20 protein-coding genes, 1 pseudogene and 1 other annotated feature are annotated in these 21680 nt (G+C 55.3%); of the genes and pseudogenes, 5 read left to right on the top strand and 16 right to left on the bottom strand.

Annotated elements, in window-relative coordinates; translation table 11 throughout:
• Positions 1–6: 6 nt before the first annotated feature.
• A pseudogene (locus APT89_RS24670) lies at positions 7–225 on the bottom strand (DUF2575 domain-containing protein).
• Between the two features lie 101 nt (positions 226–326).
• Between APT89_RS24670 and rpsT the strand changes: the two are divergent.
• Complete coding sequence (rpsT, locus tag APT89_RS18980) at positions 327–590, top strand: 30S ribosomal protein S20 (RefSeq protein ID WP_003856458.1); 264 nt, start codon at positions 327–329, stop codon at positions 588–590.
• A 57-nt stretch (positions 591–647) separates the two neighbouring features.
• Here rpsT and nhaR read toward each other — a convergent pair whose 3' ends face one another.
• The 4 genes from nhaR to dnaK all read right to left on the bottom strand — a co-directional run bounded on the left by nhaR (position 648) and on the right by dnaK (position 6097).
• The gene (gene nhaR, locus APT89_RS18975) at positions 648–1547 is read right to left on the bottom strand and encodes a transcriptional activator NhaR (RefSeq protein ID WP_028015467.1); all 900 of its coding nucleotides are present in this window, start codon (positions 1545–1547) and stop codon (positions 648–650) included.
• Between the two features lie 58 nt (positions 1548–1605).
• A complete protein-coding gene (gene nhaA / locus APT89_RS18970; protein ID WP_041911268.1) occupies positions 1606–2781 on the bottom strand; it encodes a Na+/H+ antiporter NhaA in 1176 nt (391 codons plus the stop codon).
• A 169-nt stretch (positions 2782–2950) separates the two neighbouring features.
• Entirely contained in the window at positions 2951–4096 is a 1146-nt protein-coding gene (gene dnaJ / locus APT89_RS18965) for a molecular chaperone DnaJ (protein ID WP_008502040.1), read from the bottom strand.
• An 87-nt stretch (positions 4097–4183) separates the two neighbouring features.
• On the bottom strand, positions 4184–6097 hold the full coding sequence (gene dnaK, locus APT89_RS18960) for a molecular chaperone DnaK (RefSeq protein WP_028015465.1): 1914 nt from the start codon (positions 6095–6097) through the stop codon (positions 4184–4186).
• A 298-nt stretch (positions 6098–6395) separates the two neighbouring features.
• On the opposite strand from dnaK, the gene satP reads away from it, so the two are divergent.
• The gene (satP, locus tag APT89_RS18950) at positions 6396–6962 is read left to right on the top strand and encodes an acetate uptake transporter (RefSeq protein ID WP_041911269.1); all 567 of its coding nucleotides are present in this window, start codon (positions 6396–6398) and stop codon (positions 6960–6962) included.
• Here satP and APT89_RS18945 read toward each other — a convergent pair.
• The 3 genes from APT89_RS18945 to tal form a co-directional block, all read right to left on the bottom strand.
• Entirely contained in the window at positions 6939–8261 is a 1323-nt protein-coding gene (locus APT89_RS18945) for an MFS transporter (RefSeq protein ID WP_060573299.1), read from the bottom strand. The two genes, satP and APT89_RS18945, sit on opposite strands and share 24 nt — an antisense overlap.
• A 122-nt stretch (positions 8262–8383) precedes the next feature.
• Positions 8384–8971 (bottom strand): molybdopterin adenylyltransferase, encoded by a 588-nt coding sequence (gene mog / locus APT89_RS18940; protein ID WP_041911271.1) that lies wholly within the window; start codon positions 8969–8971, stop codon positions 8384–8386.
• 110 nt (positions 8972–9081) lie between these two features.
• Positions 9082–10035, bottom strand: a complete 954-nt coding sequence (tal, locus tag APT89_RS18935) for a transaldolase (protein ID WP_003856481.1) — start codon at positions 10033–10035, stop codon at positions 9082–9084.
• Between the two features lie 262 nt (positions 10036–10297).
• Here tal and APT89_RS18930 point away from each other — a divergent pair, with 262 nt between their 5' ends.
• Both APT89_RS18930 and yaaA read left to right on the top strand, forming a co-directional pair.
• A complete protein-coding gene (locus APT89_RS18930; protein ID WP_060573297.1) occupies positions 10298–11728 on the top strand; it encodes an alanine/glycine:cation symporter family protein in 1431 nt (476 codons plus the stop codon).
• A gap of 66 nt (positions 11729–11794) precedes the next feature.
• Positions 11795–12568, top strand: a complete 774-nt coding sequence (gene yaaA, locus APT89_RS18925; RefSeq protein WP_028015460.1) for a peroxide stress protein YaaA — start codon at positions 11795–11797, stop codon at positions 12566–12568.
• Between the two features lie 32 nt (positions 12569–12600).
• Here yaaA and APT89_RS18920 read toward each other — a convergent pair whose 3' ends face one another.
• From APT89_RS18920 to yjjY, 7 genes are all read right to left on the bottom strand, one after another.
• Positions 12601–12894, bottom strand: a complete 294-nt coding sequence (locus APT89_RS18920) for a DUF2502 domain-containing protein (RefSeq protein WP_028015459.1) — start codon at positions 12892–12894, stop codon at positions 12601–12603.
• A gap of 248 nt (positions 12895–13142) precedes the next feature.
• Positions 13143–14429: a threonine synthase gene (thrC, locus tag APT89_RS18915; protein WP_045631128.1), complete on the bottom strand. Its 1287-nt coding sequence runs from the start codon at positions 14427–14429 to the stop codon at positions 13143–13145.
• Positions 14430–14432: 3 nt separating this feature from the next.
• Positions 14433–15362, bottom strand: a complete 930-nt coding sequence (thrB, locus tag APT89_RS18910) for a homoserine kinase (RefSeq protein WP_041911275.1) — start codon at positions 15360–15362, stop codon at positions 14433–14435.
• Position 15363: 1 nt separating this feature from the next.
• On the bottom strand, positions 15364–17826 hold the full coding sequence (thrA, locus tag APT89_RS18905) for a bifunctional aspartate kinase/homoserine dehydrogenase I (RefSeq protein WP_045631127.1): 2463 nt from the start codon (positions 17824–17826) through the stop codon (positions 15364–15366).
• Between the two features lie 25 nt (positions 17827–17851).
• Positions 17852–17969 (bottom strand) — a sequence feature (Thr leader region).
• The gene (thrL, locus tag APT89_RS23635) at positions 17908–17976 is read right to left on the bottom strand and encodes a thr operon leader peptide (protein WP_015572623.1); all 69 of its coding nucleotides are present in this window, start codon (positions 17974–17976) and stop codon (positions 17908–17910) included. It overlaps the preceding feature by 62 nt.
• Before the next feature lie 211 nt (positions 17977–18187).
• On the bottom strand, positions 18188–18874 hold the full coding sequence (locus APT89_RS18900) for a tRNA/rRNA methyltransferase (RefSeq protein ID WP_045259421.1): 687 nt from the start codon (positions 18872–18874) through the stop codon (positions 18188–18190).
• A gap of 399 nt (positions 18875–19273) precedes the next feature.
• A complete protein-coding gene (gene yjjY, locus APT89_RS24215) occupies positions 19274–19414 on the bottom strand; it encodes a YjjY family protein (RefSeq protein WP_085928893.1) in 141 nt (46 codons plus the stop codon).
• A 95-nt stretch (positions 19415–19509) separates the two neighbouring features.
• On the opposite strand from yjjY, the gene arcA reads away from it, so the two are divergent.
• On the top strand, positions 19510–20226 hold the full coding sequence (gene arcA / locus APT89_RS18895; RefSeq protein WP_003856501.1) for a two-component system response regulator ArcA: 717 nt from the start codon (positions 19510–19512) through the stop codon (positions 20224–20226).
• 46 nt (positions 20227–20272) lie between these two features.
• Here the strand turns inward: arcA and creD are convergent, their stop codons facing one another.
• Complete coding sequence (gene creD / locus APT89_RS18890; protein ID WP_041911278.1) at positions 20273–21625, bottom strand: cell envelope integrity protein CreD; 1353 nt, start codon at positions 21623–21625, stop codon at positions 20273–20275.
• Positions 21626–21680 lie beyond the last annotated feature (55 nt).

The raw sequence follows: 21680 nt of genomic DNA, 5'->3' as shown, positions 1-21680 counted from the left end.
TCTGGCTCAAAACAGTGAAAATCGCCAAAGTATACCTTGTACAGCGGTTAAGGTTAACCGGCGATTGTTCGCGCAAAACAGAAAGCCGTAATGATTTCATCAGGCTGACCTTTCACAGCGAAAAAATCTGCCCGTGAACTGCGATTTTTACGCCGAAAGGCTGTATTCACGAAAGACAAGCTGGTAGAATCCTGCGCCATCACTACGTAACGTAGCGTCGCTAATTAACGGCGCTTATTTGCACAAATCCATTGACAAAAGAAGGCAAAGAGGGCATATTCCTCGGCCTTTGAATTGTCCACATAGAACATATTTGGGAGTTGGACTTGGCTAATATCAAATCAGCTAAGAAACGTGCCGTTCAGTCTGAAAAGGCTCGTAAGCACAACGCAAGCCGTCGCTCTATGATGCGTACTTTCATCAAGAAAGTATACGCAGCAATCGAAGCTGGCGACAAAGCTGCAGCGCAGAACGCATTTAACGAAATGCAACCAATCGTGGATCGTCAGGCTGCTAAAGGTCTGATCCACAAAAACAAAGCAGCGCGTCATAAAGCAAACCTGACCGCGCAGATCAACAAACTGGCTTAATCGCTACTTGTTGTTGCTTGTTTAAAGAACCCGCTTAACGCGGGTTTTTTTATGTCTTCAGAATGCCGGTGGCGTAAACAGCGCCGAGTAGTCACGGTTGCAGATTCGCTGCACCGCCGGGTGTTGAATCATCCTTTCGGCGAATATGGCGTGGTACTCCTCCATCACGTTATCTACTCTGCCAATCTCCGTAATCTTATCGTCTGAATAGAGATCGTGCGCGTAGAGCGTTGGCGCCACGAAGATCGCATTATGCGCTTCGCCAAAGGCTTTCATCAGCGCCGCATCGTCGAACTCACCGAGGATCTCCACGTTCAACCCCTGCGAATTAAACCAGTTCAGCAGCTTGCGTCCGAGCATGGAACGCCTGCCCGGCACCAGCAGGCGACGCTCTTCCAGACAGGCCGGGAAAGGTTTCTCCGGCGGTGGATTGATGCACCAGAAGCTGACGCCGCATTCGCCAATTTTCACCGAGAACAGCCCCTCCTGCTGCGTGGAGTCGATGGGGCAATCCGAGATAATCATGTCCAGCTTGTGCTGGCTCAGCTGCTCCAGCAGCATCTCGTGGGTGGATTCAAAGCAGCGCAGATGGATTTGTTCATCCTCTACCACGGCGGCATCCAGCACGCCGCTTACCAGCCGTTTGGACAGTGCATCCGCCACCCCCACGTCAAAGAGCAGGTTCGACTCTTTGCGGTAGTTGACGATATCCAGCATCTCCTGGCTCAGGGTAAACATTTTGTCCGCATAGCGGAAAACCAGTTCACCCAGTTCGCTGGGCTCAATCCCACGGCCCTTGCGCTTGAAGAGCTTACCCTGCAGCCGTTCTTCAAGGGCTTTGATTTGCCCGGTGATGGTTTGCGGCGTCAGGTAAAGCGCCTCTGCAGCCCCCACGACCGAGCCCTGTTTGTAAACGTGCCAGAAGTAGTAAAGATGGTTGTAATTCAAATGAGGCATCGCGTCTTCGCTCCCTGAGTGTGTATCGGGAGAAGAGTGACCTTCTCCCGGTGTTCCGTTATGCCTGGACGGCCTGTCCGGACAACTTCACCTTCAACAAAGTATACCCAATCACTGCCGCCAGTAATGACCCAATGAGAATGCCGAGTTTCGCCCAGACGATGAGCTCTGGCGCGTTTGCACCAAACGCCAGCGTCGAGATAAAGATCGACATGGTGAATCCAATACCGCACAGTATGCCGACGGCCATGATCTGACTAAAGGTTGTACCGTTCGGCAACGATGCCAGCTTCATCTTCAGCGCCAGCCAGCAGAAGAGGCTGATCCCCAGCGGCTTACCGATAAACAGCCCGGCAATAATCCCCAGCGGCAGGACAGACGTCAGCCCGTCCAGCGTGACCCCCTGCAGGGAAACGCCCGCGTTGGCAAACGCAAACAGCGGCAGGATCATAAAGGCGACCCACGGGTGCAGCACGTGTTCCAGCTGTTTAGCGGGTGACTTACCGTCCTGCGGCTTAAGCGGCACGAAGAAGCCCACAATCACGCCGGCCAGCGTGGCGTGCACGCCGGATTTCAGCACCGCCGTCCACAGCACCATCCCCACCAGGATATAGATACCGATGCGGCGAACGTTGAAGATGTTCAGCACCGCCAACACCGCAATCGCCCCGGCGGCCACGCTCAGGGACAGGATCGACAGATCGCTGGTGTAGAACAGCGCGATAATCACAATGGCGCCCAGGTCATCAATGATCGCCAGCGCCATCAGGAAGATTTTCAGCGCAACCGGCACGCGGCTGCCGAGCAGAGCTAAGACACCGAGCGCAAAGGCGATATCCGTTGCGGCCGGGATCGCCCAGCCGTCACGCGCGACAGGATCCTGCCAGGTAAATGCGAGGAAGAGCAGCGCTGGAACGACCATCCCACCGAGCGCGGCAATAACCGGGAACGCCGCACGCTGGCGGCTGGCTAGCGAACCTAGCACCAGCTCGCGCTTAACCTCAAGACCAACGAGCAGGAAGAACACCGCCATTAGCGCATCGTTGATCCACAGCAGCATGTTCTTGTTAATTTCCAGCGCCCCGACCTTCAGCTCGACGGGCGTTTCCAGAAATGCGTGATAGAGATCGCGGGTCATGCCCAGGTTAGCCAGCACCATCGCGGCGGCCGCGGCAATAATCAGGATCACACCACCGGACGCCTCACTGCTAAAGAAACGGTGTAGTAATTTCATTTATGTTCTCTCTTTTACAACGATACCTCGATAAAACCATAATACCAAGCCAAATAGCTCGGCAAAAACAGATTAATATTGGGTATAGACTCAGTTTTACCGATCTATAACTGCGAAAAAAAGCCCGGAATCGCTTCCGGGCTTTTTGAAGTTAGACACAGCTAACGAATTAGCGGGTCAAATCATCGAAGAATTTTTTGACGCCATCAAAGAAGCTTTTGGAGCGCGGGCTGTTTTTCTCACCCGTTGGGCCGCCAAAGCTCTCCTGAAGCTCTTTCAACAGCTGTTTCTGCTTGTCGTTCAGGCCAACCGGCGTTTCCACGACGACGCGGCACAGCAGGTCGCCCTGCGCACCACCGCGAACGGATTTCACGCCTTTGCCGCGCATGCGGAACAGCTTGCCGGTCTGGGTTTCACCAGGGATTTTCAGATTGACGCGACCGTCCAGCGTCGGCACTTCGATTTCACCGCCGAGAGCCGCCATCGCGAAGTTGATCGGCACTTCACAGTACAGGTTATTGCCTTCACGCTCGAAGATGGCGTGCTGCTTCACCTGAACCTGAACGTACAGATCGCCTGCCGGCGCGCCGTGCTCGCCTGCTTCGCCCTCACCCGCCAGACGGATGCGGTCGCCCGTATCAACGCCAGCCGGGATCTTAACGGACAGGGTTTTGGTTTTCTCAACGCGACCGTGGCCGTGACACTTGGTGCACGGATCTTTAATCAGCGTACCGCGACCGTGACAGTGCGGACAGGCCTGCTGTACCGCGAAGAAGCCCTGGCGCATCTGTACCTGGCCGGAGCCATGACAGGTTGGACAGGTCTGTGGCTGGGTACCCGCTTTCGCGCCGCTGCCGTGGCAAACGTCACACTCTTCCAGCGTCGGGATACGGATCTCTTTCGTGACGCCACGAACGGCCTCTTCAAGAGTGAGATCCATGTTGTAGCGCAGGTCTGCGCCGCGCGCTGCGCGCTGACGACCACGACCGCCGCCGAAGATATCGCCGAACACGTCGCCAAAGATGTCGCTGAAATCCGCACCGCCGCCAAAGCCGCCGCCACCGAATCCACCGCCGCCCATGCCGCCCTGTTCAAAGGCCGCGTGGCCGTACTGGTCATAGGCCGCACGTTTTTGTGCATCAGTCAGGACTTCGTAGGCTTCTTTGATCTCTTTAAATTTTGCTTCAGCCTCTTTGTCACCCTGGTTACGGTCCGGGTGGAATTTCATGGCCAGGCGCTTATACGCCTTTTTGATTTCACGCTCTTCCGCAGTTTTCGGAACGCCTAAAATCTCGTAATAGTCTTGCTTTGCCATTGTTTTTTTTAAGCCCCTTAACATGCGAGCACGGGCGTGGAGAGTTCTCCTACGCCCGTGCCGATTAATTACCCTGCATCAGGGCGATTATTTTTTGTCTTTAACTTCTTCGAACTCAGCGTCGACAACGTCGTCGTCTTTCGCGTTGTTCGCAGAAGCGTCAGCGCCTGCCTGCTGCTGTGCATGCTGCTGCTGAGCGATTTCCATCAGCTTCTGGGAAGCCTGTGCCAGCTCCTGCATCTTCGCTTCGATATCCGCTTTGTCTTCGCCTTTCAGAGACGTTTCAAGCGCGGTCAGTGCAGCTTCGATAGCAGTTTTGTCTTCCGCTGGCAGTTTATCGCCCGCTTCTTCAACCTGCTTACGGGTGCTGTGCAGCAGATGGTCACCCTGGTTACGGGTCTGAACCAGCTCTTCGAACTTACGGTCGGATTCCGCGTTAGCTTCGGCATCGCGAACCATTTTTTCGATTTCCGCTTCATTCAGGCCAGAAGATGCCTTGATGGTGATCTTCTGCTCTTTACCGCTGTTTTTGTCTTTCGCAGACACGTGCAGGATACCGTCAGCATCGATGTCGAAGGTAACTTCGATTTGCGGCATGCCGCGCGGTGCCGGGTTGATGCCGTCCAGGTTAAACTGACCCAGAGACTTGTTATCAGACGCACGCTTACGCTCACCCTGCAGCACATGGATGGTTACCGCAGACTGGTTGTCTTCAGCGGTAGAGAACACCTGGCTGTGCTTGGTTGGGATGGTGGTGTTTTTGTTGATGAGCGCAGTCATCACACCGCCCATGGTTTCGATACCCAGAGACAGCGGGGTAACGTCCAGCAGCAGTACGTCTTTCACTTCACCGGTCAATACACCACCCTGAACCGCCGCACCGATAGCTACCGCTTCGTCCGGGTTCACGTCTTTACGTGGCTCTTTACCAAAGAATTCAGCCACTTTCTTCTGAACCATTGGCATACGGGTCTGACCACCCACCAGGATAACGTCCTGTATGTCAGATACAGACAGGCCAGCATCCTGCAGTGCAACTTTCAGCGGCTCGATAGAACGGTTCACCAGGTCTTCTACCAGGCTTTCCAGTTTCGCACGGGTCACTTTGATGTTCATGTGTTTAGGACCGGTCGCGTCTGCGGTGATGTACGGCAGGTTCACATCGGTCTGCTGAGCAGAAGACAGTTCGATCTTCGCTTTCTCAGCGGCTTCTTTCAGGCGCTGCATCGCCAGCGGGTCGTTACGCAGGTCAATGCCCTGATCTTTCTTGAACTCGTCAACGAGGTAGTTGATCAGACGGGTATCGAAGTCTTCACCACCCAGGTGGGTATCACCGTTGGTTGCCAGAACTTCGAAGGTTTTTTCGCCGTCAACTTCGTCGATTTCGATAATAGAGATATCGAAGGTACCACCACCCAGGTCGTAAACCGCGATAGTACGGTTGCCGACTTCTTTATCCAGACCGTAAGCCAGTGCAGCCGCGGTTGGTTCGTTGATGATACGTTTTACTTCCAGACCTGCGATACGGCCAGCATCTTTGGTTGCCTGACGCTGAGCATCGTTGAAGTAAGCAGGAACGGTGATAACAGCTTCAGTTACCGGCTCACCCAGGTAATCTTCAGCGGTTTTCTTCATTTTTTTCAGCACTTCAGCAGAGATCTGCGGTGGTGCCGTTTTGGTGCCTTTCACATCAAGCCACGCATCGCCGTTATCTGCTGCGATGATTTTGTAAGGCATGATAGAAACGTCACGCTGAACTTCTTCGTCCTGGAAGCGGCGGCCAATCAGGCGTTTGATCGCAAACAGGGTGTTTTGCGGGTTTGTCACTGCCTGACGTTTAGCCGGCTGACCAACCAGAGTTTCACCATCCTGGGTATAAGCAATGATAGAAGGCGTGGTGCGATCGCCCTCGGCGTTCTCCAGCACGCGTGCAGTAGTGCCGTCCATAATCGCTACACAAGAGTTGGTAGTACCCAGGTCGATACCAATAATTTTACCCATCTAAACGTCTCCACTAAAAATTCAGTCAACATGTGGTTGTGTACCTGTAATAAGGGCAGAACGTGCTTTTTCAACTGCCCAGATTTGATTTTTTTTCAGGTCCACACACTGCGGTTGACTACAAGATGGGGTCGCGACGGCATCCATCAAGGGGCAAGCATAAAAAAAATTTTAATTTCACCCTGATGAGATCATAGACGGCGTCGATGCCGCCCATTATGATGCCGCGCCCCGTCAGGGAGTATTGACGCGGGTTTAACCATTTCACCATTTTAATGATGATTTTTTTTGAGGACTTATGGGCAACACTAAGTTGGCTAATCCGGCTCCGCTGGGCCTGATGGGTTTTGGCATGACCACCATTCTGCTGAACCTGCACAACATCGGGATGTTCCCGATGGACGGCGTAATCCTGGCGATGGGCATTTTTTACGGCGGTATCGCGCAAATCTTCGCGGGCCTGCTGGAATATAAGAAAGGCAACACCTTCGGCTTAACCGCCTTCACCTCTTACGGCTCGTTCTGGCTGACCCTGGTCGCCATCCTGCTGATGCCTAAAATGGGCCTGGCAGACGCGGCAAACGCCCACTTCCTGGGCGTCTATCTGGGCCTGTGGGGCGTCTTTACCCTGTTCATGTTCTTCGGCACCCTGAAAGGCAACCGCGCGCTGCAGTTCGTCTTCCTGAGCCTGACCGTACTGTTCGCCCTGCTGGCAATTGGCCACCTGGCGGATAACGAAGGCATCGTTCACGTAGCAGGCTGGATTGGCCTGGTGTGCGGCGCAAGCGCTATCTACCTGGCAATGGGTGAAGTGCTGAACGAACAGTTTGACCGCACCATTTTACCTATTGGTGAAAAACACTGATCCCTCTGTCGTGCCCGCCTCGCGGGCACGATATTCCCCCGCCTGACGAAGCCAAACCCCTAATCCCAGCCCCATCAGCGAGAGCGCGAGTACATACCAGGCAGGCGCCATCGGCGACACCCCCATCATCACCGTGACCACTATCGGCGTCAGCCCGCCGAAAATGGCATACGCGACGTTATAAGAGAACGATATCCCGGTGAAGCGAACCTCCGGCGGGAAGGCGCGCACCATGACGTAAGGCACAGCCCCCACGACGCCCACGCACAGTCCGACCACGCCGTACAGCAGGAACAGCTGTTCAGGATGGCTGCCCGCAAGATGGTAAAACGCCCAGCTCGACGCGGCCAGCAGCAGGCTGCCGACAATAAAGGTCAGGCTGGCACCGAAACGATCCGCCGCCAGCCCGGCGGCCAGACAGCCAAAGCAGAGCATAATTGTCGCAATACTGTTTGCCTGTAAGGTCACGGCAGGGGCGAAACCGTACTGTTTCTGCAGCCACACCGGCGACATCAAAATTACCACCACGATTCCCGCCGACAGCAGCCAGGTGAGCAGCATCGACACCACCACCGCTTTTTTATGACGCACCACAACGGCTTTGACCGGCAACTCCTGCGCCAGCGCTTTACGCTGCTGCATTTCGAGGAAAATCGGCGTCTCCTGCAGCCAGCGGCGCAGGTACATTGCCACCAGGCCAAACGCCCCGCCCAGCAGGAACGGAATACGCCAGCCCCAGTCGTGCACGGCCTGCTGCGTCATGCTGGTGTTAACTATCGTCGCCACCACCGACCCCAACAGGATCCCGACGGTCAGCCCCGCCGTTAACGTTCCGCAGGCGATCCCGATGCGGCGGGCAGGAACGTGCTCCGCCACAAACACCCAGGCCCCCGGCACTTCCCCGCCGATGGCCGCGCCCTGAAGAATGCGCATCAGCAGCAGCAATAGCGGGGCGAGAATGCCCATGGAGGCATAGGTGGGCAGCAGGCCGATGACCAGCGTCGGCACCGCCATCAGCAGGATGCTCAGGGTAAACATCTTCTTACGCCCGACAAGATCGCCAAAGTGGGCCATGACGATGCCGCCCAGCGGACGTGCCAGATACCCGGCAGCAAAGATGCCGAAGGTTTGCACCTGACGCAGCCATTCCGGAATATCCGCCGGGAAGAAGAGCGCCCCCACCACGGCGGCGAAGAAGACAAAGATGATGAAGTCGTAAAACTCCAGCGCGCCACCTAAGGCGGCGAGCGTAAGCGTTTTGTAGTCCTGTCGATTCAGAGGTCGGGTGTTATGTGACATAGCGAACCATTGTGCATGTGTTGTGGATTATTTTTTACAGCAATCGTAAAGAAAAAATTACTATATCGTAAATCCATTTACACGCTACTGCAGCTGGCGCTAATGTCACATTTTAGTAAATTTCAGGAGATTGTCTCGCGGCGTGCGCTTTTAGGACGAAATGCTGCTACCACTTTGTCGTCAGTTTCCACGTACGGCCCGTCAAGCAGCTGTATACAATACGGTACACTTGCAAATATGCCGTGCACGATGACGCTACCGTCCTCGGCTTTTAATCCTTCCAGCGTCTCTTTGATCGACTTTGGCTGCCCCGGCAGGTTCAGTATCAGCGCCTGTTTGCGGATCACCCCCACCTGACGGGAAAGGATTGCCGTCGGGACAAAGTGTAGACTGATCTGGCGCATCTGTTCGCCGAAGCCCGGCATTTCACGGTCGGCGATAGCCAGCGTCGCGTCCGGCGTCACATCACGACGCGCGGGGCCGGTTCCACCCGTGGTGAGCACAAGGTGACAGCTCATCTCATCCACCAGCTCACACAGGGTCTGCTCAATGATCGGCTGTTCGTCGGGGATAAGGCGAGTCTGGATCTCAAACGGGGTGGTCAGCGCGCTTGCCAGCCACTCTTCCAGAGCAGGGATGCCTTTATCCTGGTAAACGCCGCTGGAGGCGCGGTCAGAAATCGACACTAAGCCGATGCGTAAGGTATTCATATCCATTCCATTCAAAAAGTACTGATTAAAGGGAATGATACACGCAGAGGGAAAATTCAGACAGAGGACAGAAGAAGACGCGTGACCGGGAGCCCGGTCACGCAGAATGATTACAGCAGGTCGCCGATCATTTTTTCCAGTTTTTCCTGGTCGATAGCAAACTTACGGATACCGTCCGCCAGTTTGTCTACAGCCATTGGATCCTGGTTGTGCTGCCACAGGAACTCGGATTCGGTGATGCGCTCCGGGCGCGCCTTCACTTCGCCGGTGTAAGACAGCTTACGCTCGATAGCACCTTCGCTTTCTGCCAGCTCTTTCAGCAGCGCAGGGGCGATGGTCAGACGGTCACAGCCAGCCAGCTCAATGATTTCGCCCACGTTACGGAAGCTTGCACCCATAACCACGGTCTCATAGCCATGCTGTTTGTAGTATTCGTAGATTTCAGTCACGGAAATCACGCCTGGATCTTCAGACGCCGCGTACTCTTTCTTGTCGGTGTTGGCTTTGTACCAGTCCAGAATACGGCCCACGAACGGAGAGATCAGGTACACGCCTGCTTCCGCACATGCACGCGCCTGCGCGAAGGAGAACAGCAGGGTCAGGTTACAGTTGATGCCTTCTTTTTCCAGCTGCTCGGCAGCGCGAATGCCCTGCCAGGTCGACGCCAGTTTGATCAGGATACGGTCGTTGCTGATGCCCGCGTCGTTGTACAGTTTGATCAGGCGTTTTGCTTTCGCGATTGACGCTTCGGTGTCGTAGGAGAGACGTGCATCCACTTCGGTAGAGATACGGCCCGGAACCAGCTTCAGGATTTCCAGACCGATGTTCACTGCCAGTTTATCGGTAGCATCCACAACCTGCTGCGCACGGTCATTGCTCTGCGCTTTCGCCCAGGTCACAGCCTCGTCAATCAGTTTGCGATACTCAGGGATCTGTGCGGCGTTAAGGATCAGAGAAGGGTTAGTTGTGGCATCCTGCGGCTGGTACAGCTTCATTGCCGCGATATCTCCGGTGTCAGCTACGACAGTGGTGAACTGACGAAGGGAGGTCAATTTATCCGTCATGATAGTGTTTCTCTTTTAACGTGCCCTGGATAATTCACGCTACCGACAGCATGCCTGCAGCGGAAAAATGACAGGTTTACTTGTTAGGGGGATGTAACCGGTCTGCCCTGATGATAACACGACGGAGGGGTAGCGCAACCGCAGACAGTGCGCTTAGGCAGAGTATGATAAACTCAAAATATTAACAGGCTGCTAAGCAACAGCATGCCCAATCAGTGGTAGCGCTTACATATTCACGTTGGCATCAACAAGAGGGACGTTAATGCCTGATTTCCTTTTCTTTATTAACGAAGTCCTCTGGGGTTCGATAATGATCTACCTGCTTCTGGGAGCAGGTATCTGGTTTACGCTACGCAGTGGGTTTATCCAGTTTCGCTATATTCGCAAGTTTGGCAGAAGTCTGAAAAACAGCGTCGCGCCCCAGCCGGGCGGATTAACGTCGTTCCAGGCGCTGTGTACCAGCCTGGCTGCCCGCCTCGGTAGCGGAAACCTGGCGGGCGTTGCGCTGGCCATCAGCGCCGGTGGGCCAGGCGCGGTGTTCTGGATGTGGGTCACGGCGCTTCTCGGAATGGCTACCTCTTTTGCCGAAAGTTCGCTGGCGCAGCTCTACAAAGAGAAAGACAGAAACGGGCAGTTTCGCGGCGGTCCGGCCTGGTATATGGCGCGTGGCTTAGGAATGCGCTGGATGGGCGTTCTGTTCTCGCTTTTTTTACTGCTCGCGTACGGTCTTATTTTTAATACCGTGCAGTCAAACTCCGTCGCCCATGCCCTGCGCTATACCTTCTCCTGCCCGGAGTGGATCACCGGCATCGGTTTAGCCCTCTTTGTTTTGCTCACCATTTCTGCCGGCCTGAAAGGCGTTGCCCGCCTGATGCAGTGGCTGGTTCCCATCATGGCGCTGCTCTGGGTTGCCGCAAGCCTGGTCGTCGCTGCGCTGCATGCCGACCAGGTTCCGGGCGTGATTGCGACCATCTTTAAAAGCGCCTTTGGCTGGCGTGAGTTGGCGTCAGGCGCGCTGGGTTACACCCTGAGCCAGGCGCTGATGGCAGGTTTTCAGCGAGGCATGTTCTCCAATGAAGCCGGGATGGGCTCCACTCCCAACGCCGCCGCGGCCGCCTCTTCCTGGCCGCCGCACCCGGCAGCGCAGGGTATCGTGCAGATGATAGGCGTGTTTATGGATACCGTTATTATCTGTTCCGCCAGCGCCATGATCCTCCTGCTGGCCGGTCCTGTGGCGCATGACTCGGATATCGACGGAATACAGCTTCTCCAGCAGGCGCTGGTGAACCTGACCGGCGGCTGGGGTTCGGGATTTGTCTCGCTCATTCTGATGCTGTTCGCCTTCAGTTCGATTGTGGTGAATTACCTGTACGCCGAAAATAACCTTATCTTCCTGAAATACGACTCTCGTCCTGCCATCCTCCTGCTTCGCCTGGGCGTAGTACTGATGGTGATCGCGGGCTCCCTTCTGAATATGCCGCTGGTCTGGCAGCTGGCGGATGTCATTATGGCGCTAATGGCAATCACTAACCTGACGGCGATCCTGCTGCTCTCGCCCGTTGTGAACCTTATTGCCAGGGATTATCTTCGCCAGCGCAAGCTGGGCGTTCCCCCGGTATTTGATGCCGCACGCTATCCCGAAATTCAGTCACAGCTTGCCCCCGGCACCTGGGATGATTTGCCCCGGCGATAACAGCTATTGATCAATTCAGGGCGATTTTTTGTTAAAGTCGCTCTAAATTTCCTGCAAGGACTGGATATGCTGATTCTGATTTCACCTGCAAAAACGCTCGACTACCAGAGCCCGCTCGCCACCGAGCGTTATACCCAGCCAGAACTGCTGGACTATTCGCAACAGCTGATCCGCGAAGCGCGCAAGCTCTCTGCGCCGCAAATCGCCTCGCTGATGAGCATCAGCGACAAGCTGGCAGACCTGAACGCGACCCGGTTCCACGAGTGGCACCCGGATTTCACCCCCGCCAACGCGCGCCAGGCGATCCTGGCGTTTAAGGGCGATGTTTACACCGGCCTGCAGGCGGAAGATTTTAGCGAAGCCGACTTTGATTTTGCCCAGCAGCATCTGCGCATGCTGTCGGGCCTGTATGGCGTACTCCGCCCGCTGGATCTGATGCAGCCATATCGTCTGGAGATGGGGATTCGCCTGGAAAACGCCAAAGGCAAAGACCTTTATCATTTCTGGGGCGACATCATCACCGACAAGCTGAACGCGGCGCTGCATGCTCAGGGTGATAACGTGGTGGTTAACCTGGCATCCGATGAGTACTACAAGTCGGTGAAGCCGAAAAAGCTGAACGCGGAGATCGTTAAGCCGGTCTTCCTTGATGAGAAGAACGGCAAGTTCAAGGTCATCAGCTTCTATGCGAAAAAAGCGCGTGGCCTGATGAGCCGCTACATCATTCAGAACCGCTTGACGAAGCCGGAGCAGTTAACGGGATTCAACACCGACGGCTATTTCTTTGACGAGGCGTCGTCAGGGAAAGGTGAGCTGGTATTTAAGCGCCACGAGCAGTAAAACTAAACCCCGCCATCTGGCGGGGTTTTGCGTTAATGGTGCTTCCAGTCCGGGCCCGGACGGTGGTCGTCGTGATGATGGTCGTGTCGGTCATCACGATCGCGATGCTCGTCATGCGGACGCCAGTGGTTATCGCGCCAGTCATAATGCGCCTTCCACCAGTCGTGGTCGCGCCAGCGGCCGCCATCCCAGTAATGCCCGCTATTGTCCCGATCGCCAATCTGCAGTTTTACCGCAGGTACGAGAGTAATTTCAGATGCCTGTACCGCCATGGGGGCGACCAGCACCAGAGAAAGCGCGATGAGTGCAGGTTTTAGTGTAGACACAGGTGACTCCTTATTCTTCTTGCCCAACGTGGGCCGATGTAAGGAGAGTACGCGAGGGGAACGGTGGATGTTATTCTCTGCAATCCTAAACGCTAAGTGACCGCATTTATTGGGAATTTCTGCTTTTTTCCTGCACTTTTTCTCCTTAATTTCTTCATAAAAAAGCCGGGTGGCGCTGCGCTTACCCGGCCTACGGTCATCTCGTCGTTGTAGGCCCGGTAAGGCGTAGCCGCCACCGGGCAACAAAATCATGCGCGCGTCATCATCAGATTCCGCAGTGCCGCGAAATCCGCCGGCAGCTCATGAGACAGCAGCGGCAGGTCGGCGCGCTCGGCCAGCTCTTTTGGCAGCGGCAGCGTTTCGCCCAGAATATCTTCCACGCTCTCTTTGAACTTCGCCGGATGCGCGGTGCCCAGGAACAGACCATATTCACCCGGGTTAAGCTGGTCGCGCAGCGCGCGGTAAGCAATTGCCGCGTGCGGCTCAGAGGTGTAGCCCACAGCCTTCAGCTCGCGCATGGTGGCTTTGGTAGTTTCGTCCGTCACCGCAGCGTAGCCCAGGTCACCCAGACGCCACACCTTGCGGCGGAACAGCTCTTCCACGCGCGGCCAGTTGTTCGGCTGCGACACGTCCATGGCATTGGAGAGCGTCGCCTGCGTGGCGTTAGGCGCCCATTTGCCGTCTTTCAGGAAGCGCGGCACGGTATCGTTGGCGTTGGTGGCAGCGATAAAGCGTTTCACCGGCAGACCGAGAGATTTCGCCAGCAGCCCCGCCGTCAGGTCGCCGAAGTTGCCGCTTGGTACCGAAACTACCAGCTGATTGCGCGCTTCCTGCGGCAGCTGAGCCACCGCTTCGAAGTAGTAGCAGATCTGCGCCAGCAGGCGGCTGATGTTGATGGAGTTCGCCGAGTTCAGCCCCAGCGCGGCCTTCAGCTCTTCATCATCGAACGCCTGCTTGACCAGCGCCTGGCAGGCATCGAAATCGCCGTCGATCGCCACGGTTTCAATGTTGCCGCCGAGGGTGCAGAACAGTTTTTCCTGCAACGGGCTGATCTTGCCTTTCGGATAGAGGATCACCACGCGGACGTTTTTCAGGCCGTAGAACGCGTGAGCCACCGCCGCACCGGTATCACCGGAGGTGGCGGTCAGGATGGTCACCGGCTTGTCGCCGCTGATGTGGGTCAGCATCTGCGCCATAAAGCGGCCGCCGAAGTCTTTAAACGCCAGGGTCGGGCCGTGGAACAGCTCCAGACAACCGACGTCAGGCTCCACCTGCTTAACCGGAGCCGGGAAAGCAAACGCCGCGCGCACGCGCTCTTCCAGCAGCTCCTGCGGGATTTCATCGCCAATAAACGCAGACAGAATTTTGGTGCTGCGGGTGACAAAGTCCTGCTTCAGCAGCTCATCGATTTCGGTCAGCTGAAATTCCGGCAGGTCGTGCGGGAAAAACAGCCCCTGATTTTTGCCCAGCCCCTGAGTCACCGCCTGCGCGAAGCTGACCTGCTCGTTATGATCTTTAAGGTTGTAGAGTTTCATTCGTTATCCCAGTACTCGTGCGCCAGCCGTGTCCAGACGGCAAATATGAACAAAGCCTTCCTGATTTTGCAGGTAGTGTTTAGAGAGCCAGTCCGCCACGCGCTGCGCGGTGTCTGGCTTATCGCACAGGGCGAACAGCGTCGGGCCGGAGCCGGAGATGCCGCACGCCTGCGCGCCGATATCCATTGAAGCCTGTCGCGCCTCGTTAAAGCCGGGTAGCAGCTTCGTACGGTACGGCTCGGCAATGACGTCTTTCATCAGCTTCGCCGCCAGCTGCGGCTGGCGGGTGTAGCAGGCGTGAATAAAGCCCGCCAGGTGACGCCCGTGGGCGATACAGTCCTGGCGACGATACTGCGCAGGCAGGATCGCACGCGCTTCCGCGGTAGAGACCTTGATGCCCGGATACGCCAGCACCCACAGCCATTCATCAAACCCTGGCACCTGCTGGCTGATGATGCCATTTTCTTCAATCATCAGCTGCATGCCGCCGAGGAAGCACGGCGCCACGTTATCGTAATGAATACTGCCGGAGATGCGTCCTTCCAGCTCGCCCATCAGCGCCAGCAGACGGCTATTGTTCAGCGGCTTGCCGCAGTGCTCGTTCATCGCCACCAGCGCGGCGACAACCGAGCAGGCGCTGGAGCCCAGGCCCGAGCCAATCGGCATGCTTTTTTCCAGCGTCATGGCGACCGGCACGTTTTTGCCGATCTCCTGACAGAAGCGCTCCCAGCACTGATAAACGATATTCTCGCGTGGTTCAGGCGGCAGCTTACTGGCGAAACGGCCGACGTTATTCAGGCTGAAGCTTTCTGCCGCCTCAACCGTTACCGTATCGCCCAGCAGCGAACCGTCCACCGGCGTCACCGCCGCACCCAGCACGTCAAATCCGACGCTCATATTGGCGCTGGAAGCCGGGGCATATACTTTAACCATCTTAAACTCCTAACTTCCATGACAGGGTACGCAGCAGGTCGGCAAACACGCCCGCCGCCGTCACATCATTCCCTGCGCCATAGCCGCGAAGCACCAGCGGCAATGGCTGATAATAGTGGCTGTAAAACGCGAGGGCGTTTTCGCCGTTTTTGACTTTGTACAGCGGGTCGTTACCATCCACTTCGGCAATCTTCACCCGGCATACGCCGTCCTCTTCAATGTTGCCAACATAGCGCAATACCTTACCTTCATCACGGGCTTTCGCAACGCGTGAGGCAAAGGCATCGTCAAGCTGAGGTAAATTCGCCATAAAGGTGCTGACATCGCCGCTGGTGTCAAACTCGGCTGGCAGCACCGGTTCAATCACGATATCCGAAAGCTCCAGCTCGCGGCCCGTTTCGCGCACCAGGATCAGCAGCTTGCGCGCCACGTCCATCCCGGAGAGATCGTCGCGCGGATCTGGCTCGGTGTAGCCCAGCTCGCGCGCGGCACGGGTGGCTTCCGACAGGCTCATCCCTTCATCCAGCTTGCCGAAGATAAACGACAGGGAGCCGGAGAGGATGCCGGAGAAACGCTGCAATTCGTCGCCCGCGTTCAGCAGGTTTTGCAGGTTCTCGATGACCGGCAGGCCGGCACCGACATTGGTGTCGTACAGGAACTTGCGGCGCGACTTGCTCGCCGCCAGGCGCAGCTGGTGATAGTAATCCATCGACGAGGTGTTGGCCTTTTTGTTCGGCGTCACCACGTGGAAGCCTTCGCGCAGGAAGTCGGCGTACTGGTCGGCCACCGCCTGGTTCGAGGTACAGTCAACGATAACCGGGTTAAGCAGGTGATACTCTTTCACCAGACGGATCAGGCGTCCCAGGTTGAACGGCTCTTTCGCCTCTTCCAGCTCCGCCTGCCAGTTCTCCAGGTTCAGACCGTGAACGTTAGTAAGCAGCGCTTTCGAGTTCGCAATTCCGCAGACGCGCAGATCGATGTGCTTTTTCTTAAGCCACTCCTGCTGGCGCTTCACCTGCTCCAGCAGCGCACCGCCGACGCCGCCCACGCCAATCAGGAATAGCTCGATAACCTGATCGGTGTTGAACAGCATCTGGTGAACCACGCGTACGCCGGTGGTGGCGTCATCGTTATCCACCACCACGGAGATTGAACGCTCGGACGAGCCCTGGGCAATCGCCACGATGTTGATATTGGCCCGCGCCAGCGCGGCAAAGAATTTGGCGGAGATACCGCGCAGCGTGCGCATACCGTCGCCAACCACGGAAATCACCGCCAGGCGCTCCTGAATGGAGAGCGGCTCCAGCAGTTCCTCTTTCAGCTCCAGATAGAACTCTTCTTCCAGCGCGCGGCGGGCGCGCAGACAGTCGACCTGAGGCACGCAGAAGCTGATGCTGTATTCGGAAGAGGACTGGGTGATCAGCACCACCGAGATACCGTTGCGTGACATGGCCGCAAAAACGCGCGCCGCCATGCCGACCATCCCCTTCATCCCCGGACCGGAGACGCTGAACATTGCCATATTATTCAGGTTGGAAATGCCTTTCACCGGCAGACCATCTTCATCGCTGCTGGCACCAATCAGCGTGCCTGGCGCCTGCGGGTTACCGGTGTTTTTAATCAGGCATGGGATCTGGAACTGGGCAATGGGGGAGATGGTACGCGGGTGAAGCACTTTGGCGCCGAAGTAGGAAAGCTCCATCGCTTCCTGGTAGGACATCGACTTCAGCAGCCTGGCGTCCGGCACCTGGCGTGGATCGCAGGTATAGACGCCGTCGACGTCAGTCCAGATCTCACAGCAGTCTGCGCGTAAACAGGCGGCCAGCACGGCGGCAGAGTAGTCGGAGCCGTTACGGCCCAGCACTACCAGTTCACCCTTCTCATTTCCTGCGGTAAAGCCCGCCATCAGGATCATATGGTCAGAGGGGATTTTGCTCGCGGCAATACGGCGGGTTGATTCGGCAATATCAACGGTAGATTCGAGGTAGTGGCCCGCTGCCAGCAATTTCTCAACCGGATTGATCACGGTAACGTTGTGGCCGCGCGCTTCCAGCACGCCCGCCATGATGGCGATGGAGAGTTTTTCGCCCCGGCAGATCAGCGCCGCGTTGACGCTGTCCGGGCACTGGCCCAGCAGGCTGATGCCGTGCAGCACATGCTTGATCTGGGCAAACTCCTGCTCAACGAAAGACTTCAGCTGTGCGAGCGGGAAACCAGGCTGTGCCTCTGCCAGCCCCTGCAGCAGCTCGGCGAAGATACGCTCGGCATCGCTGATGTTCGGGAGTGCATCCTGGCCACCGATGGTCTTTTCAATCATCGCCACCAGATGGTTTGTGATTTTTGCCGGGGCAGAGAGCACGGTCGCAACCTGCCCCTGCCTGGCGTTGCTCTCCAGGATATCGGCAACACGCAGAAAACGTTCTGCATTTGCCACTGATGTACCGCCGAACTTCAACACTCGCATGGTTCTACCTCGTTTCCTTTAGCCGAAAAAAAAAGCCCGCACTGTTCAGGTGCGGGCTTTTTTCTGTTTTTCCTGTACGCGTCAGCCCGCATCGTTACCTGTGGTAATGATGATGGTTGTGGTAATGGTGGTGATGCTGATGCGTTTCATGGATGTTGTGTACTCTGTCATTATTATCTGTCTGTGCTGTATTCTTTTAGGGTTAAAGGATCGGGCACCTTAAGTCAATGAATTTTTAATTTGATCACAATTCCGCGGACGTTCACGTCACGCTGCGTGACGTTTTATTTTCATCCGAATCCCCCAGCCGCAACCCTCCACGACAGACCATTTCGCCATAGTAAAAACTTATGACAGCATTTTACTCGGCCAATTTTTTTTCAATATCGTGCAGCAAACGGTGCAACATGGCGGTGTCCCGCTGCTCAAGACGTCCAAGGCGCTGCTGTAGCCAGTCGGCCATTTTTTGATCGTCCGCAACGCCAAGGCTCGATAAAAGACGCTCTACGCGAGCACGAAGCGCGGCCAGCTGATTTTCATTGGCGGCTTCTGTCTGGGGTTGAGGGATTTGCATTAGGGAAGCTAATTGATAGCAATAGACCATTACCGCCTGGCCTAAATTCAGGGAAGGATAATCGGCTACCATCGGCGCACCGGTGAGAACGTCCGCCAGCTCAAGCTCTTCGTTGGTGAGCCCGGAATCTTCACGACCAAATACCAGCGCGGCTTTCTCAAGCCACTGGCTTTTCTCTTCCAGCATGGGCACCAGTTCAGCAGGCGTGGCGTAGTAGTGGAACTTCGCCCGGCTGCGTGCTGTGGTGGCAACGGTAAATGAAATGTCATGCAGCGCGTCGGCAAGCGTAGCGTAAGTCGTTATATTATCGAGAATATCCCCCGAACCGTGCGCCACCCAGCGGGCGGCAGGCTCCAGGTGTGCAGTGCTGTCCACAATACGTAAATCGGTAAAACCCATGGTCTTCATGGCACGCGCCGCAGCGCCTATATTTTCGGCTCTGGCTGGAGCAACCAGTACAATCGACAGATGCATTTATGCTCTCTTTTTAATCAGTTAGCGGAGAAAAGTGTGATGCACTTCAACATATTACGCAGCACGAATTTACAAATTTGCAACACAAATCACCGAAATAGCGTTTCATAACAAATTAAAGACGCTAAACTATTTTGTGTCTGAACAATCAGTTAGAATGTTAACAGAAGCCTATTATCCCTATGTTTTATAATGATAATGGCAACGTGAATACCCTGTTCTGATTGGATTCGCTTTGTTTATAAATCAATCTCCGCAACTAGTTGGTTTATTGAAAAATTGTGACAAAGGCTAGCATTCGGCTACGATGATTTCATCAAACTGTTAACGTGCTACAATTGAACTTGATATATGTCAACGAAGCGTAGTTTTATTGGGTGTCTGGTGTCACTTAGCCTGTTATGTTGCTGTTAAAATGGTTAGGATGACAGCCGTTTTTGACACTGTCGGGTCCAAAGGGAAAGTACCCAAGACCAAGCTAATGATGTTGTTGACGTTGATGGAAAGTGCATCAAGAACGCAATTACGTACTTTAGTCACGTTAAGCCGATCATGTTAATTTGCGACATGTATCAGGCAGGTCAGGGACTTTTGTACTTCCTGTTTCGATTTAGTTGGCAATTTAGGTAGCAAACATGCAGACCCCGCACATTCTTATCGTTGAAGACGAGTTGGTAACACGCAACACGTTAAAGAGCATTTTCGAAGCAGAAGGCTACGATGTCTTTGAAGCGACCGATGGCGCAGAGATGCATCAGATCCTTTCTGAAAATGATATCAACCTGGTGATCATGGATATCAACCTGCCGGGCAAAAACGGTCTTCTGCTGGCGCGCGAACTGCGTGAACAGGCGAACGTCGCGTTAATGTTCCTGACGGGCCGTGATAACGAAGTTGATAAAATTCTTGGCCTGGAGATCGGTGCGGATGACTACATCACCAAACCGTTCAACCCTCGCGAGTTAACCATTCGTGCACGCAACCTGCTGTCCCGCACCATGAACCTGGGCACGGTCAGCGAAGAGCGTCGTAGCGTCGACAGCTACAAATTCAACGGCTGGGAACTTGATATCAATAGCCGTTCGCTGATCAGCCCGAACGGTGAGCAGTATAAGCTGCCGCGCAGCGAATTCCGCGCGATGCTGCACTTCTGCGAAAATCCGGGCAAAATTCAGTCCCGTGCAGAACTGCTGAAGAAAATGACCGGTCGTGAGCTGAAGCCTCATGACCGTACCGTAGACGTGACCATCCGTCGTATTCGTAAGCATTTCGAATCGACGCCTGATACGCCGGAAATCATCGCCACCATCCACGGCGAAGGGTACCGTTTCTGCGGTGATCTGCAGGAATAATCCCGGAGTTAACGCATGAAAAACGGCGCATTTGCGCCGTTTTTTTTTATTTCCAGATCCGCATTGTGTCGTTATCAGGCTCTGCGGGCGGCGCAGGTCGCTTCGGCTGTGAAAGCGAATACCAGTCGAAATGACGAGTCAGGTACATGACGGCGAACAGCGCCAGCGCGAGAACCGCAGACCCCAACAGCAGTGCACTATCCTCCGAGCGCAGCAGGAACCACATCACCACGTCCAGCCCCAGCAAGGCCAGCACAAACAGTCCGCTGCGCTTCCAGCTTTTCAGCACGGCCTGCAGGTACATTCCGTTCATCGCCGCACCAACCAAGCTTGCAACTACCCAGGCTGGGGTAAACCCGACATGTTCTGATAGCGCCAACAGCACCAGATAGAACAACACCAGCGACAGCCCCACCAGCAGATACTGCATCGGATGCAGGCGCAGCCCGGTTAAGGTCTCGAAAACAAAGAAGGCCATAAACGTCAGCGCAATCAGCAAAATGGCGTACTTGATCGCCCGGTCAGTCAGCTGATACTGATCGGCGGGCGTGGCTACCGTAACGCTGAAGGCGGGGATCGACTCCCATGACGGCGACTCACTTCCGTTGAACCAGCTCTCAAGATTGTTCGCAAACCAGCTGCTCTGCCAGTTCGCCTGAAAACCGGCGTCACCAATTTTATGCTTCACCGGCAGATAATTACCCATAAAGCCAGGATGCGGCCAGTTGCTGTTCAGCGCCATTTCACTGCTACGTCCTACAGGTACCACGGCGAAACTTCCTGTTCCCGTCAGATTCAGCGAAATATCCATAGCAAACGTTTTTAATTCCAGCGCTTTGTCAGTCAGCGGGATATGGATACCGGAAAGCGCGCCATACACGCCTGTACCCGGCTCCACACTTAGCGTCTCGCCGTTGATACTAGAGACTTTCACCGTGCCAATGCCTCGAGCATCGCCCACGCCAACAACGATAAACGGCTGCCCCAGGGTCATCGACTCCCCTTTCAGCTGCGTCATTTTTTCCGTGTTGAATCGGGCTTTTATGTTGAGGTCGGTATTCCAGATCTGTCCGTCATAGATGCCAATATTTCGCGACTCAACGCGCTGGTTACCCTCAACGCGCAGAGACTCCGGCAGGATAAAATGCATATAGCTTTTCTTGTACTCGACTTTTTTCTCATCCTCTAACTTATAAAAAACCTCGGTTACCGGGATCGCAATCAGCGGGCCGACCAATTTTTGCGGCCCGCTGGTGCTCTGGCGAAGCGTATTTTCGACATCGTTGCGGTAGCTTTCACGCTCTGAAATGAGGTTACTCACCATAAACAGTGGGACTAACAACAGCAGGATGCACCCCAGCAGGGTGCTTACTTTCCAGAACAGGGGGGATTTCATCATTACGTCTCCTTTGTGATGTGGAGAGCGTAACCAGGCTGTGTGGGGCCAGTTTGAA

Source organism: Enterobacter sp. 50588862 (assembly GCF_001462935.1).
Classification (GTDB): domain Bacteria; phylum Pseudomonadota; class Gammaproteobacteria; order Enterobacterales; family Enterobacteriaceae; genus Enterobacter; species Enterobacter bugandensis.
This window is presented reverse-complemented; position numbering and strand designations above follow the sequence as displayed.